The 15,500-nt window shown below is 44.7% G+C and carries 12 protein-coding genes; all 12 read right to left on the bottom strand.

What is annotated here, in order from left to right:
* Positions 1-204: 204 nt before the first annotated feature.
* Positions 205-1,512: a phosphoglycerate kinase gene (locus NFR62_RS01190; protein ID WP_275556875.1), complete on the bottom strand. Its 1,308-nt coding sequence runs from the start codon at positions 1,510-1,512 to the stop codon at positions 205-207.
* Between the two features lie 78 nt (positions 1,513-1,590).
* Positions 1,591-2,388 carry a sugar phosphate isomerase/epimerase family protein gene (locus NFR62_RS01185; protein ID WP_251612400.1) on the bottom strand — a complete coding sequence of 266 codons (798 nt, stop codon included), beginning with the start codon at positions 2,386-2,388 and terminating at the stop codon, positions 1,591-1,593.
* Between the two features lie 149 nt (positions 2,389-2,537).
* Entirely contained in the window at positions 2,538-3,929 is a 1,392-nt protein-coding gene (locus tag NFR62_RS01180; RefSeq protein WP_251612398.1) for a glucose-6-phosphate isomerase, read from the bottom strand.
* A 205-nt stretch (positions 3,930-4,134) separates the two neighbouring features.
* Complete coding sequence (locus NFR62_RS01175; RefSeq protein ID WP_251612396.1) at positions 4,135-4,668, bottom strand: DUF4368 domain-containing protein; 534 nt, start codon at positions 4,666-4,668, stop codon at positions 4,135-4,137.
* An 833-nt stretch (positions 4,669-5,501) separates the two neighbouring features.
* A complete protein-coding gene (locus tag NFR62_RS01170) occupies positions 5,502-6,851 on the bottom strand; it encodes a sensor histidine kinase (protein WP_251612394.1) in 1,350 nt (449 codons plus the stop codon).
* Positions 6,848-7,489 carry a response regulator transcription factor gene (locus tag NFR62_RS01165; protein ID WP_251612392.1) on the bottom strand — a complete coding sequence of 214 codons (642 nt, stop codon included), beginning with the start codon at positions 7,487-7,489 and terminating at the stop codon, positions 6,848-6,850. Before NFR62_RS01165 ends, NFR62_RS01170 begins: the two co-directional genes overlap by 4 nt.
* A gap of 83 nt (positions 7,490-7,572) precedes the next feature.
* Positions 7,573-8,364 (bottom strand): phosphate ABC transporter ATP-binding protein PstB, encoded by a 792-nt coding sequence (gene pstB, locus NFR62_RS01160; RefSeq protein ID WP_251612390.1) that lies wholly within the window; start codon positions 8,362-8,364, stop codon positions 7,573-7,575.
* Positions 8,361-10,142 (bottom strand): phosphate ABC transporter permease PstA, encoded by a 1,782-nt coding sequence (gene pstA, locus NFR62_RS01155; RefSeq protein WP_251612387.1) that lies wholly within the window; start codon positions 10,140-10,142, stop codon positions 8,361-8,363. The genes pstB and pstA overlap by 4 nt, the downstream gene beginning before the upstream one ends.
* Position 10,143: 1 nt before the next feature.
* Positions 10,144-10,959, bottom strand: a complete 816-nt coding sequence (locus NFR62_RS01150) for a substrate-binding domain-containing protein (RefSeq protein WP_251612385.1) — start codon at positions 10,957-10,959, stop codon at positions 10,144-10,146.
* A 246-nt stretch (positions 10,960-11,205) separates the two neighbouring features.
* On the bottom strand, positions 11,206-11,736 hold the full coding sequence (hpf, locus tag NFR62_RS01145; protein WP_251612383.1) for a ribosome hibernation-promoting factor, HPF/YfiA family: 531 nt from the start codon (positions 11,734-11,736) through the stop codon (positions 11,206-11,208).
* 188 nt (positions 11,737-11,924) lie between these two features.
* Positions 11,925-14,336 (bottom strand): ATP-dependent Clp protease ATP-binding subunit, encoded by a 2,412-nt coding sequence (locus NFR62_RS01140; RefSeq protein ID WP_251612380.1) that lies wholly within the window; start codon positions 14,334-14,336, stop codon positions 11,925-11,927.
* 124 nt (positions 14,337-14,460) lie between these two features.
* Positions 14,461-15,498, bottom strand: a complete 1,038-nt coding sequence (locus tag NFR62_RS01135; RefSeq protein ID WP_251612378.1) for a protein arginine kinase — start codon at positions 15,496-15,498, stop codon at positions 14,461-14,463.
* Between the last annotated feature and the right edge of the window lie 2 nt (positions 15,499-15,500).

Below are 15,500 nucleotides of genomic sequence, written 5' to 3'. Positions count from 1 at the left end.
TACATTATCAAGCGAATTGAAAACAATGAGTAATTTTGGAATCGGTTCGCTTAGCCGAGCACACAGTGCACGACGCGAACGTTAGCAAATATTTCCCTGTAAGCTCCAAAAATCCCGTTATGATAAAGCATAACGGGATTTTTTAACGTGACGAAAATCATTCTATAGCGAACAATTACGCTTTTTGCCGAGCGATTAAAAGCTTTATTTATCGTTAAGGCAAGCGATACCCGGCAAAACCTTGCCTTCGAACAATTCGAGCGACGCTCCGCCGCCTGTGGAAATATGCGTAACTTTATCGGCAAATCCAAGCTGCTGAACCGCCGCCGCGCTGTCGCCGCCGCCTATTATTGTTGTGCATTTGCCGTATACGTCGGCAAGAGCTTGCGCTACGGCAATAGTGCCCTTTGCAAGAGTGGGATTTTCGAACACGCCCATAGGTCCGTTCCAAATAACCGCCTTTGCGCCCGACACTTTTTCGGCGTAGAGTTTGCGGGTTTTCTCGCCTATATCCATACCCATCTTTTGAGCGGGAATTTTATTCGAAGGAACGATTTCCGTTTCGATTGCGCCGTCAATCGGGTCGGGGAAATGCGTGGTTACAACGGTGTCTATCGGCAAAACAAGCTCTTTGCCGAGTTTTTCGGCTTTCGCCATCATTTCTTTGCAGTAGTCTATTTTCTCCTCGTCGAGAAGCGATTCGCCAACCTCGTAGCCTTTAGCTTTAAGGAACGTGTAAGCCATGCCGCCGCCTATGATAAGCGTGTCGCACTTGTCGAGAAGGTTTGATATAACGTTGAGCTTATCGGCAACCTTAGCTCCGCCCAAAATAGCAACGAACGGGCGCGGCGGATTTTCGAGAGTCGCAGCCATAACCGACAACTCTTTTTCAATCAAGAAGCCGCAAACTGCGGTTTTAACTATGCCGTATTCAACTATTGCGGCGGTAGACGCATGCGAACGGTGCGCGGTACCGAAAGCGTCGTTCACATAAATTTCGGCGTCGAACGCAAGTTCTTTGCAAAAAGCCTCGTCTTTTCCCTCTTCTTCCCAGTGAAAGCGCAAATTTTCCAACAAAACCGCTTCGCCGTTTTTAAGAGCGGCGCGTTTAGCTTTTGCGTCGGGTCCCACCACGTCGGACGCGAAAACCACTTTACCGCCCGTAAGTTCGTTAAGACGCTTAGCAACGGGTGCGAGAGTAAGTTTTTTAGGCTCGTCTTTTTTCGCTTTTTCTATAATAGCTTCGGCTGTGGTTTCTCCCGCCTCAACTTTTTTCTTGTCTTTTTTATTGAGCTTAACTTCGTTCGAGAATATCGAATGAGGTTTTCCCATGTGCGAGCATAAAGTTACTTTCGCGCCGTTATCGAGCAAATACTTTATTGTGGGAAGAGCTCCCACTATGCGGTTTTCGTCGGTAATAACGCCGTCTTTCATAGGAACGTTGAAATCGCAACGAACCAACACTTTTTTGCCGCGCACGTCAACGTCTTTAACGCTTTTCTTGTTCATGATTTTCTCCTTTTTCAGCGAGCTTACATATTTGGCCTTTTTAGCGCCCGCCCGCTTTATTCTTTGATTTTTTTAAAAAAGTTATTTGTTTTTTACTTTTATAATTGTGTTCATAATGTAATCGTAAGCGGATTTCAACTCGTTCAAGTCTTTATAGTCGTGCGCGTACACTTCAACAAGCGCAGGCACGTTCACATTGAATTTTTCAAGTTCGCGGAAAAACTTTTCGAAATTGAATTTTCCTTTGCCGGGAATTGCAGTTTCGCCGTTTTTATCGACGTCGCACAAATGAATCGTTGAAATTCTGTTTCCCATAGCGTCGAGGAATTTAACGGGGTCGTGCCCCGCCTGCAACGCTTGCTTCACGTCGAGCGTGGTGAAAAGGCGCGGACACTGTTTTAACAACTGACGAAAATATTCGGGCTCGTTCGCATACGTCCAGTGCACGTTTTCGTAGCTCACGTTCATGCCGTAGCTTTGCGCTATTTCTATAAGTCGATTCACCCGGTTGCCGAGTTTTATGTAGTCGAACTTATAATCGCGTTTTTTAATTCGGGTAGGACCGTGAAAAGTGTAGAACTTTGCACCCAACATATAGCCCGCATAGCAAACTTTTCGAAACAGGTTTTCGGCGTCGGCGCAGACGCGTGCGTTACCGCTGAAAAGTTGCGGCTCGAACTGTGTGCTCAGGCAGTGCACCGAATGAACGTTCACATTGCCGCGCCGTGTTATTATAGCGTCCACGAACGGCTTTTCGTATTCCGAAAAAGTGTTTAAAAAAACTTCGGTTGTATCCACTCCCATCTGTCTCAAAACGTCGAACGCAGATTCCGTCTGCACTCTTCCGAAAAGAGACGCGGTGGAAATTCCAAGCTTCATAAAGAACCTCTTTTTTCCGTTTTGGCACATTATACCACAAAGACATTATTTCGGCAACTAAAAAATCGCACAATATCTTTGCGCGGTTCAAGCCGATTTTCGGTGATTTTGCACGCAAAATCGGCTGACGCGCCAACAACTTCCTTTTCTTATATAATATAGTCGCTCTTATGAACAGCCGCGTTCACTTCTTCGAGCTTACTTTCGTATCCGCTTCTGCCGAGCATTGCAAACGTCGCTTTTTTGCCCTCTTCAACGCCCGGTTGATTGAACGTGTCTATATTCAAGAGAGCGCCCGCAAACGCCGTTTGATACATAAAGTACATGAGTAGTTCGCCAACAGTTTCTTCGTTTACGGCGGGCAGATAAACTGTGCAATTCATTCTGTTCGCCTTTTTGAGCGCAAATTCTGTGGCTCTTCTTTCGGCGTTTATAAGTTCGTTCATTGTGTGACCTTTCAAAAAGTCGCACGCGTTTATGGTTTTATCGTCGTTGATTACAACTGTTGTGCGGAATTCGTCTACCGCAAGGAACGTTACAACTTTATCGAACGGACCTTCCGTATAGAGTTGAACCTGACTGTGCTGGTCGGTAACGCCGAGCGCTTTCGCGGGCGTTTGCCCAGTGTGAACGGTTTTTCCGTTCAAATCAACCGCTTTACCCAAACTTTCAGCCCAAAGTTGGCAATAAAAGTCCGCCATAAATTTGAGACTGTCGGCATACGGCATTAAAACTCCTATGTTTTTGCCGCGAGCCATAGCTTCAACTTGCAAAAACGCGGTCATTAGCGCCGGATTATTGCAAACGTCGGGTTCTTCCGCAGATTTTGCGGCGGCGGCGGCGCCTTTCAACATAGCTTTAACGTTTAGCCCGAGCGCGGCAAAAGCCACAAGCCCTACGGGACTAAGCACGGAAAACCGTCCGCCGACTCCCGCGCCCACTCCGTATATCTTAAAGCCTTCCGACTGCGCAACGTTATAAAGCGTTCCTTTTCCTATCGTGGTGGTAACTATAATATGTTTTTTCGCTTCTTCTGTTCCCAACTCTTTTTTGAGCGCGGAATATAATATAAGGAACTGGCTCAAAGTTTCGCTCGTTTCGCCGCTTTTGGTAATCACGTTGAAATACGAAGTTTTAAGGTCGAGAATGTCGAGTAAAGCAGCCATACGTTCGGGGTCAACGTTGTCTTCCACATAAAGCTTGGGCGCGTTGCGTTTTTCTTTGGGAAGCTCGTTGTGGTGCAAATGCAAAAGAGCGCTTGCCACGCTGAGCGGACCGAGCGCGCTGCCGCCTATGCCGAGAATTACGAAACTTTCGGCTTTTTTGCCCACAGCGCCGCAATACGAAATAAGCTCGTCGAGTTCGCTTTCGGGCATAAACGGCAAATCGCACCATTCTTGCCAACCTTTGCCGCGATTATCAAGCACCGTTTTTTGAGCGGCGGCGATTTTACTCGCGTTTTTGGAAAAAACAGCAGGTTTAAAACCCTCTTTGCCGATAGCTTCTTCCATCATGTTGTTGTAGTCGAAACGGAGTTTCATTGTTATTTGCTTCCTCCCTTTTATTGCGCGAAGCCTGCGCATATTTTTGCTTTTATATTATACTCCTTTCTACGGCGAAAGACAAGAAAAAAGAACCGCTTTTACCGTAATTCCCATAGGGAATTTTAGGTAAGCCGCAGGTGAACAAGAATTAGGCGTGGCGTGAAGCCACGCCTTTTCTCTTGTCTTGGTTTAGTTGCTTGTGTCAGTTGTAGGTTTCGTCATCGTCGAAGAACTGCGGCTCGATTGTGCCCACGAAATTATAGACTATTTCAACGGTCTGTCTGTAATGTCCGTTTATTTTCGTTTTCTCGTGGACGATTACCTTGTCAATGAACGAACGCAGAATTTCGGGCGTGAGTTCTTCAAAATTGCTGTACTTGTAGATGAGTAGCATAAAGTCGAGAATTTTATCGTCTTGCGCTTTGGCTTTCTCTATTTCAGCTTTCAAAGTCTTAACCCGCTCTTTCAGCGTGGCTTGCTCGGCTTCGTATGTATCGCTCATTTTCAAATACCGTTCTTCCGAGATTTTACTCGTAACCTTATCTTCGTATAGGCTCTCTATAATCTTGTCGAGCTTGTCAATGCGTTCTTCCGAAGTTTCTATTTCGCGTAGGTTCTCTTTGAGTTCCTTTTTCGTTTTCGCTTCGGCGTCCTTGCGTAAGGTCTGTAAAAATTCTTCGTTGTGGTTCTTGGCAAAGTGAATTGTACGCTTCAAATCGTCCTGTATGATTGCCAACTTACCCCCAACCAATTCGAGCAAAAATTTTTTGCTTTGCATAACAACTGATGTACATCAGTTGTTATGCATTCAGCCACATTCCATCTACTTTTTTGTCTACTCTCTTTCTCTTTTTTGTGTCTATTTCCTTGACTATTGTCCAACACTTAATAATTGCCCCCTGCAAGGGCGAGCTTGGCTACTTGTAGCCTAGTGAGATATGGATATGCTCCGAATATCCTGTTTGTCCGTCCGAGCGGTACTGTTTGATTTTGCCGTGTCTTGTTCTTTTGCTTACCATTTGCTTGCCGATTAAGGCGGTCTTATTGTCATTGCGTTTACCTCCGTTTGAGAACAATTAATATCTTCGTCCACGCAAGAAAGAGCGGGAAAGATACCATAAAAAAGGCGCGAAAAAAGCCGCTGATAACTTCTTGTATCACCGACTTCTAACCGTGTTTAGCAACATAATGTGCTCTATGATGGTTGGTCATTCTATTAAGTTAGAGAATTGATTTTAGTGCCGTTTTCCGAAAAAATCGTACACTTATAAAAGCCTATCACGGCTTACGAATTTTGCGTAACAAAACAAAACTTACGCCCTTTCCGTAAGCTAAGGCACGGGCGGCTATACTGCCCAAACCTTCCGCGTCCTATGAGCTGTCGCTCATTGCGGAATCTGCCGAACTCATAACCGTTATCCGTTCGGCACACCCTTTCAAAATGGTACAATATCACTCATTACACTACTGTGGTATGCTATGTATTTTATCACTATGACAGTATAAAGTCAATAGATTTTCAAAACAAATGTTTGCGATTTTTGGAAAGTTTTGTCGAAAAGCGACTTTCTAAAATTCAACGGTAAACTTACTGCCCTCGCCAAGCGTGCTTTCGACGCTTATTTTCCAACCGGATTTTTGGCATATCTTTTTGGCAACGGCAAGCCCCAAACCAAAGCCGCCGTTTTTACCGTTGTGCGATTTGTCAACCGTGAAAAAACGTGAAAATACTTTGCTCATATTTTCTTCCGCAATGCCTATTCCCGTATCTTCAACAGTCAGCCCTTGATAGTTAAGCGTAACCGTTATACTGCCGCCGTCCTTATTGTATTTAATGGCGTTTCGCACGAGATTTCCGAAGATTTCGCTTAATCGTTCGTGTCTGCTCATTACGATTACGTTATCGTCTATTTTTTCCGTTATCGTAATATTCCTTTTGTCCGCTTCGGGTTTCAATGCGGCAATCGTTTCTTTTGCAAGCGCGGAAAAGTCCACTTCGTAAGGGGGTAAATCGTCATTGTCGATTTCGCTGTAATTGATGATACAAGCAATCAAATTTGTAAGGCGTTCGCTCTGCGTGAGTATTGTTTTATACGCTGTTTTCGTTTGGCTTTCGCTCATACCGCCCGCCTGTAACAATTCGGCGTAGCCGTGAATCGACGTAAGCGGCGTATTCATCTCGTGCGTTACGTTAGAAATAAATTCGTCCTTTGAAACACGCGCTTTTTCCACAAGCTCTTTTTCCGCTTGTATCTCGCTCATTTGCCTTTGAATGTTGCGATTGCGCTCGTTGAGAATATCGGCTACGGGTTTGAGTTCGGAATATTTGCTTGTAACTTGCGGATTGTTTGCGGCGTCGCTTGCAAGTTTTTTTACGGGCGTTAAGATAAAGTGCGTTGATACAAAGGCTATAACGGCGCACAATACTATACACAAGATGAAGAAATACAGTAATATAGGTAACGATTTTGCGAAGATACTCCAATCGGTATCGGTAAATATAGCAATCCGCACCAAATATTGTCCGTCGAAGTTTTTGCAAAAGTACACCATATTTTTACCGAGCGTAGAACTGCCGCGCACGGCAAAGCCTTCTCCGTCGAAAATAGCGTCTTTTATTTCCGATCTGTCTGAATGGTTTTCCAAATCGTCTTCGGCAATACTGTCGGCAAGTACGTTACCCTGCGCGTCCATAAACGTAACCCTTGCGCCGTTCAATTTTTCCGAAAAGGCGGCGGCGTTTTGTTCGTTCAAATCGTCCAAATTCAAAGTTTCATCAAAGCTGTTCATATAAACGCGCAAATATTCTTTGCTGTCGTCTATGGACGATTTATAATAAACTTGCGTTGCCGCAAAAGAAAAGACAAAAAGACAGGCAAACGTAATTCCAAGCGATAAAATCCAAATGCGCCATTTCATAATTTGTACCCCACACCGAATATCGTTTCAATCTTTACGCCGAGCTTGCGAAGACGGGCAACGTGATTGTCGAGCGTTCGCGTTTCGCCTACGTCGTACCCCCAAACTTCGGTTAAAAGTTTTTCACGGGATAAAACTTTTCCGTGATTTTCCATAAAATATTGTAATAGTTCAAATTCCTTATGATTGAGCGATACTTCTTTGCCGTCGATTTCGCAGACGAAAGTTTCAGAGTTCAGCGTAACATTACCAACCGACAAAACGCTTTGTCGCTGTTTTCCGCGCAATCTTGCGTTTACTCTTGCCGTAAGTTCCAATACGGAAAAGGGCTTTGCTATATAATCGTCCGCGCCCATATTCAAACCGTTTACCTTATCTTCTTCCTTTGATAGTGCGGAGAGCATAATACAGCTTACGGCAGGAAATTTCTCTTTGATAAAACGCAGAGCGTCTAAACCGCTTCCGTCGGGTAACATTATATCAAGCAATGCAACGTCCGGCTGTTCGCCCAAAAGTGCGGCGGTAAAAGATTTCAAGGTTGAAAACGCCTTGAAATCCAAGCCGTTCATCTCTAATGCGACCTTGATTAGTCCGCAAATGCTTGTATCGTCTTCTAAAATAAAAACCGTACCTTTCATAATATCACCTTGCTTTAATTATATCATTTTTTGTTTGATAAATAAAGTGTTGAGAATATGCCGCTTGTAATAAAATTGTAATATCAACCAAATCTGCCGTTGATATAATCGTCTGTTTTTTTGTTCTGCGGATGAGCAAACAACTTTTTCGTTTCGTCCATTTCTATCATTTCGCCCAAAAGGAAGTACGCCGTATAGTCGGCTATTCTGAACGCCTGCTGCATATTGTGCGTTACCATAATAATAGTCATATTCTTTTTGAGTTCCATACATAATTCTTCGATTTTACCCGTCGATATGGGATCGAGCGCACTCGTCGGTTCGTCCATTAAAAGAATTTGCGGCTCAACGGACAGCGCACGGGCAATACAAAGCCTTTGCTGTTGACCACCCGAAAGACCGAGCGCGGATTTATTCAACCTATCTTTTACTTCGTCCCACATAGCCGCGCCTTTGAGCGAGCTTTCAACTATCCCGTCCAATTCGCTTTTAGAGCGTATTCCGAACGTGCGCGGACCGTATGCGATATTATCGTAAACACTCATAGCAAGCGGGTTGGGGCGTTGGAATACCATACCCACGTTTTTCCGAAGGCGCGACAAATCTGTTTTCCTTGCGTAAACATCGGTGTTGCCGATTTTGATTTCACCCGTTATTTTACAGCCTTCGATTAAATCGTTCATTCTATTAAGCGATTTTATGAGCGTGGATTTGCCGCAACCGCTCGGACCGATTAAAGCAGTGAGTTTATTTTTCGGAAAATCCATATAAATGCTTTTTAACGCGTGAAACGAGCCGTAGTATAAATTCATTTCCTTGACCGAAACGGCAATATCGCCGCTCAAATCAAATTGCTCTATAATGTGTTTTTTCATATCTTTTTTCTCCGATTAAATAACCATTCCACAAGTGAAACGAGTAAGTTAAGTATGATGACGAATATAAGCAATATGCTTGCCGTAGCGTAGGCTTCGTTTACTTGCAAGCCGTTACTCATAAACTTCCATACGAGAACGGCGAAACTTGCCGCGCTATCACCGTAACCTTGCGGAATAAAAGTAGATGCCGAGCCCACCGTAAATATGAGAGCCGCGCTTTCGTTTACAATTCTTCCGATTGAAAGAATAATCGACGTTATAATTCCCGTAATTGCCTGCGGCAGAACGACGACGAAAATCGTCCGCAGTTTTCCCGCGCCGAGAGCGTAACTTGCTTCACGCATACTGTCGGGCACTTCCGATAAACTTTGTTCGGTGCTGCGTATAATCGTCGGCAAAATGATAAGAGCCAAAGTAATACCGCCCGCCCATAGAGAATAGCCCATATTCATACCGATTACAAAGAATACCATTCCGAACAGCCCGAATATTATCGACGGAATACCGGCAAGCGTATCGACGAACAAGCGTATCACTTTAACGAAAATGCTTCCTTTCTTTGCATACTCGTTCAAAAAGATTGCCGCGCCTACACCGAGCGGCAAAGCAAGCACCAGCGCAAGACATATAAGCATTGTAGTTGATACAAAAGCGGGCGCAAGCGTCGTGTGTGCGTTACCGCTTTCCCCGAACATAAAATCAATACTCAAATGCGGAAAGCCTTTTACGAAAACGAATATTACGATAAATGCAAGAACGAACGCAACCAGCAAAGAAATAACCCAAGAAACTATCCATAGCGCGTCGCAAGCGCTACCCGTGCGACGATAGCTTTTTAACGTATCTTTCTGATCGCTTTCTCTCAATCTACGAGAGAAGAATTTATTGCCGCCCTTGCCGTCCTTTTTTACAGCCATAAGACATAAATTGAGAATAAGTATAAAAATCAGTAATACGAACCCGTCGGCAATAAGCGCAGACTGTTCGGACGGCGTTGCATAACCCCAATTCTGTACGATATTGCTTGTGAGCGTGGTAAACGGCACGAACGCACCGAACGGATAACCCGAACCGTTACCCACTATCATCTGAACAGCCATTGTTTCGCCGATTGCCCGACCTATGCCGAGTATGATTGCCGATATAATTCCGCTCTTTGCGGCGGGCAGCAAAACTTTCCATACCGCTTGATTTTTTGAACAGCCGAGCGCAAGCGCGCCTTCGTAGTAGTGCATAGGTACGGCTTCCAAACTGTTTTTGGTTATGGAAGTTATTGTCGGTAATATCATAACCGAGAGAATAAGCGTACACGCCAAAAGTCCGAAACCCGCATTATTCGGGTGGAATATATCGACGAGTAGCGGCATTAAAAATTTATACCCGAACAGACCGTACACGATAGACGGAATACCCGCAAGCAAATTTACTATCTGCGTATATATCTTTTTCAGTCGTTTAGGGCAATAAAATACAAGCCAAATCGCCGTAAATACAGCAAGCGTACCGCCGAGCAGTACGGCGCATACGGTAAGAAAGAACGTGCCGACAATCATTCGCCATATTCCGAAAGTTTCCGATTTTGCCGACCATTCCGAACCGAAAATAAACTTGAAAAAACCTATATCACGAAAAGCGGGTATGCTTGCATAAAGCAAATAACCGATAATCGTAAACACGGCAAGAATGGAAAATGCCGCAAGGGCTATAAATATTGCCTTTGCGATATTTTCCTTTGAAAAAAACTTTGCCGTTTTTATCTTTGTTAGCGTAGTCATATCACTTTACCGAAATATAACCCGCGCCCGTTATAACCGTTTGAGCTTCCGCACTCATAATATAGTCGTAAAAGCCTTGTGCCGCCGCCGACAGCGTTCCGTTTTCTTTGAGTACGATTACGAAAGGACGTTGCAGAGCATAAGTGTTATTCATAATGTTTTCCACCGTGCAAGCAACACCGTCTAAACTTACCGCTTTAACCGTATCGTCCAGACTTCCGTAGGAAATATAACCTATACTGTTCGTCGCGGTTGCAATGGTTGTCTTTACGCCGCCCGTCGAAGTGATTTCTGATACGACTTTATCGCTCGTTCCCGACAAATATTTTTCTATTTTCATAAGGTCGTCGAACGCCTTGCGCGTGCCGCTTCCAGCTTCCCTTCCGATTGCCGCGGTAATGGAAGAGTTGGGGATTGACGTGCCGTTTTCGTAAAGAGCTTTTACGTCCGCTTTGCTTACGTCCGTTATATCGCAACTCTTATTGACGATAAGCGCGATTCCGTCCATGCAGAGCGTATAACCTTTTACGCCCGTATCTTTTTCGGTCAAATCTCTTGAAGCCATACCGAAATCGTTTAATCCGTTTTGTACGTCTTTAATGCCCGTGCTCGAATCGGACTCATTGATTTTTATACGGATATCGTGCGTCTTTTCGTATTCCGCCGCAAGTTTTTCCATTATGGGTGTAACGGAAGACGAACCCGAAACGGTAATGCTTTCTTTTTTACTGCCGCAACCCGTCATTGCACCGAGTGTTCCGCATACCAACGTGGCAACGCAAAGCGCACTTGCCAAAATTTTGCCTACTTTTTTCATTTTGTTTCTCCTTGAATTTTTTATTTTTGTCATTTGACAAGTATAGAATAGCAAGAAGAAGTAACAAAGTTAGTCAGTCAGTTGCAATAAATTTGTAAAAAGAAACAGGACTTCGATTTGAAATCCTGTTCTTTTTCATCGCTTGAAAGTGCAACTCTTTAAATTTAGTTTTTTAATCCCCTATGGGAATTGCGCTTTTTTCACGGTTCTTTTATACTTTATTAACAAACGGGCTTTTTCGTTCTTTTACGGCAAAGCTTCAATTAAACCGTAATCACCGTCGTGACGTTTGTATAACACGTTCACTTTTTTGGTTGACTTGTTGCTGAAAACGTAGAAGCTGTGTCCCACGAGTTCAAGTTCTTCTATTGCGTCATCCACCGTCATGGGCGTAAGCTCATAAGATTTGCTGCGAACAACTCCGTGCGTTTCCTCTTTTTCGGCTGCGGGAACGTAAGCCGCGTCAAGCTCTTTGGAGCGCACCTTTTTGGATTTTGCTATAAGTTTAGAACGGTGTTTAATAATTTGCTTTTCAAGCTTCGGCAAAGCAATGTCTATATTTTCGTACATATTGCCGCTCGACACTTCGGCGCGCATAACCGCGCTGTCGAGCACAATAGTAAGCTCCAGCGTTTCAACGTCGTTAGCTTTTTTAAGCAGTATTTTAACTTTGGTGTCGTCCTCAAAAAACTTGTCGAGTCGTTGAACCTTTTTGGTAATCACGTCTTTGAGTTTTTCGCTGGGGGTGTAGGTCTTTGTTAAAAACTCGATTCTCATAATTCGTCCTCCTAAGATGTTGTTGGCACTTTCGTACCTTGATTATATTGTAACATAAAATTCAAAAAATGTAAATAGGGTTTTTAAAATTTAATGTCTAATATTGAAAAAAAATTTGTATTTTGTATTTAAAAACCTCTATTATGACACGCATAATAGAGGTTTTTAACATATATTTCGGTCAAATATCAGCTTATCTTCACTTGCCCGTCGGCACTTATGTCAACCGTAACCGAACCGCCGTCGCGCACGTTGCCTGCCAAAAGCGCTTCGGCAACGTTATCTTCAACATATTGCTCAATCACACGGCGAAGCGGACGGGCTCCGTATTCGGGGTCGTAGCCGCGCTTTGTTATAAAGTCCATAGCCCCGTCGGTGAGTTTAAGCGATATCTCGCGTTCCGCAAGCGACTTTTCCACCTTTCCGAGCATTATAACGGCAATACGTTTTATATCTTCGCGGCTGAGGTGGTGGAAAACGCTCACAACGTCTATTCTGTTTAAAAATTCGGGTTTAAAATGCCTTTTCAACGCTTCGGTGAGAATTTCTTCGGTGCGCTTTTCGTCGGGCGCGTCGGTTGATTGCGACGAAAACCCGAGACTGCGATTGTTTTGTTTTAGGTCGGAAACGCCCGCGTTACTCGTCATAATTATAATAGTGTTTTTAAAACTGACCACTCTGCCCTGACTGTCGGTCATTCTTCCGTCGTCGAGAATTTGCAACAAAGCGTTATATACGTCGGGATGAGCTTTTTCTATTTCGTCGAATAAAACAACCGAATAAGGCTTTCTGCGCACCTGTTCGGTAAGTTGCCCGCCGTCGTCAAAACCTACATATCCCGGAGGAGCGCCTATCAGCTTACTTACGGAATGCGATTCCATATATTCCGACATATCGAGACGAATTACGGCGTTTTCGTCGTCGAACATAGCCTCGCCGAGAGCTTTCGTAAGCTCCGTTTTGCCTACGCCGGTAGGACCTAAGAACAAAAATGTTCCTATAGGGCGGTTAGCGTCTTTTAACCCCGCGCGGGCACGGCGAATCGCTTTTGCAACGCTTACAACTGCCGAGTCTTGCCCTATAACGCGTTTATGCAAAATTTCTTCGAGGTGAACAAGCCTTTCGGTTTCGGTTTCGGTGAGCTTCGTAACGGGAATTTTCGTCCATTTACTCACAACTTCGGCGATTTCCTCAGTTCCGATTGCAACCCCGCCGCGCTCGGCGTCTTTGCTCCAACTCAATTTCAACTGTTCGATTTTTTTGTTGATTTCATTCTTGCGGTCGCGTATTTCGGTTGCAGCTTTATAATCCTCGCGTCCGAGAGCTTCTTGCTTCTTCCTTTCGAGCAAACGCAATTCTTCTTCGAGCTCTTTAACCCCGCCCGGCACGGTGTTGTTCCCAACTTTCGCCTTGCTCATGGCTTCGTCTATAAGGTCGATAGCTTTATCGGGTAAAAACCTATCCATAATATAGCGGTCGCTGAGTTTTGCCGCAGCAACAAGCGCCTCGTCCGAAATTTTAACTTTATGGAAAGCCTCGTAATTTTCACGAAGTCCGCGCAAAATTTCTATTGTGTCGTCCACGCTAGGCGGCGCGACTATGATAGGCTGAAATCTTCTTTCGAGCGCCTTATCCGTTTCTATGAATTTGCGGTATTCGTCGGTTGTGGTTGCCCCTATCGTCTGCATTTCTCCGCGCGCAAGATACGGCTTTAAAATATCAGCAGGCGACACTTCGCCGTCTTTGCTTCCCGCTTGCGCGAGCGTATGCAATTCGTCTATAAACACTATAATATTTTGTTGCGATTTAATAAGGTCTATTGCGTTTTTGAGCTTTTCCTCCAAAGAACCGCGATATTTCGTTCCCGCCATTAAAGAACCCAAATCCAAGCTGAAAACAATTTTGTTTTTAAGAAGCTCGGGCACGTTTCCTTCCACAATGGCATTGCACAGTCCTTCCACAACCGCGCTTTTGCCAACTCCCGGCTCGCCTATAAGCACAGGATTGTTTTTTGTTTTACGGCAAAGAATTTGTATAATCCGCTCGATTTCTTCTTTACGCCCTATAACGGGGTCTATTTTATGCTCGCGCGCCCGCCGGGTCATATCAATTCCCAAATCGGCAAGTTGCGCCGGAAGAGCGGCTCCTCCGCCCGCCGACGTACCCGAAGCGTCGGTACGCCCCGAACCTATAGCCATTCTGAGCCGTTGCAACACCGCGTTCACGTTCATATATTTAGAAACTATTCCGTATGCCACCGAAGTGGAATCTTGCAACATACTGTATAAAAAATGTTCGGTGCCCACGAACGTGCCGCCGTTGCTCTGACTTATTTGTTGAGCCGCCATAAAAGTGTTTTGCACACGGTCGGTAAGGTCGGGATTAACACCCGCCACATGGTCGGAACTATCGAACAACATTTCAAGAAACAGCGGCGCCAAACCGCCGTCGCGCAACAGTTTGCCTGCCAAACTGTTCTCAACCGTAAGCAATCCGTACAACATGTGTTCGGTGCCGATTACAGGACTGCTGAAACGCACCGCCACTTCGCGCGCGTTATCGAGCGCTTTTTTCATATTTTCCGAAACGGGAAATGCCATAATATTTACCTCCTGCGGAACTTATCCGCCGTTTCACTTTTCGGAGCGCAACCGCTCCGAACATAATTTTTAAATAATTTTATAAACTATGCCAGACATAATTATAAAATTTATTGCTTTTATGCTATCTTTTGCAAATGCTTTTTAAAGTTTTTGCAACATAAGCCGCTCGAAAAGCGTCGCGCTCTTCCTCGCCGAGCGGTTTGCCGCTTAAATTAAGTATATTTGCCGGTTGAGCGTCGGTAACAAGTTTTTCAAAACGTTGGGCGTCGCTAACTTTAAAAAGCTCGTAAAACACACCGAGTTTAACCATAGCGAACAATTTCATAAACTCTTTGCTGTCGAGCGTGTAAGCGTTGCAAAGCACCCCGTAAGAACGGAATATTCTGTCTTTCATCGCGGTAACGTTTTCTTTAAAAAGTTGCTCGCGAGCATGCAATTCCGCGTCGGCTATATGCCCTATCGACGCTTGAACTGAACCGAGAATTTCCTGTTCGGACACACCCAAAGTTTTTTGGTTGGATATTTGATATAAATATCCGTCGGCATCGCTCCCCTCGCCGTATACGCCGCGAATCGTCATATTAAGCCGAGCAACGGCGCCAACGCACTGTTCGAGGTTGCGCGTAATGCCGAGACCGGGCAAAAACATCATTGCCGAAGCGCGCATGCCCGTGCCGATATTAGTAGGACAGCTTGTTAAATATCCGAGTTTGGAATCGTAGGCAAATTTTATCGATTTAGAAATATCGTCGTCAACAGCGTTTATTTTACGATATGCGCCGTGCAAGTCGAAACCTTGCAAAATACACTGTTCGCGTATATGGTCCTCTTCTCCAACCATAATACTTACCGTTTCGCTGCCGTTTATAATGGCGGCGCCGTATTTTTTATTTTCCAACAAATCCGCGCTTATTAAATGTTTTTCGCGTAACACCTCGCCGTCTATATCGTCAATCGACTCCATACGGTAAAGCGCGTAATCGCCGTCGCCGTTTTCATCCGAAACGGAATCGGAATGTTTATTCACAGCGTCGCAAACCTTTTTCGCAAGCAACAAAGCTCGCTCGTCGTTCAATTTGTAAGGATACGGCAATCCGTCGGCATTGCGTGCAAGACGAACTCTGCTCGTTACAACAACGTCGTTATAATTTCCGTTCATAG

The sequence above is a fragment of the Pumilibacter muris genome (assembly GCF_943193045.1).
GTDB classification, from domain to species: domain Bacteria; phylum Bacillota; class Clostridia; order Christensenellales; family Pumilibacteraceae; genus Pumilibacter; species Pumilibacter muris.
The sequence above is the reverse complement of the archived record's forward strand: the minus strand, read 5'-3'. Positions and strand labels throughout refer to the sequence as shown.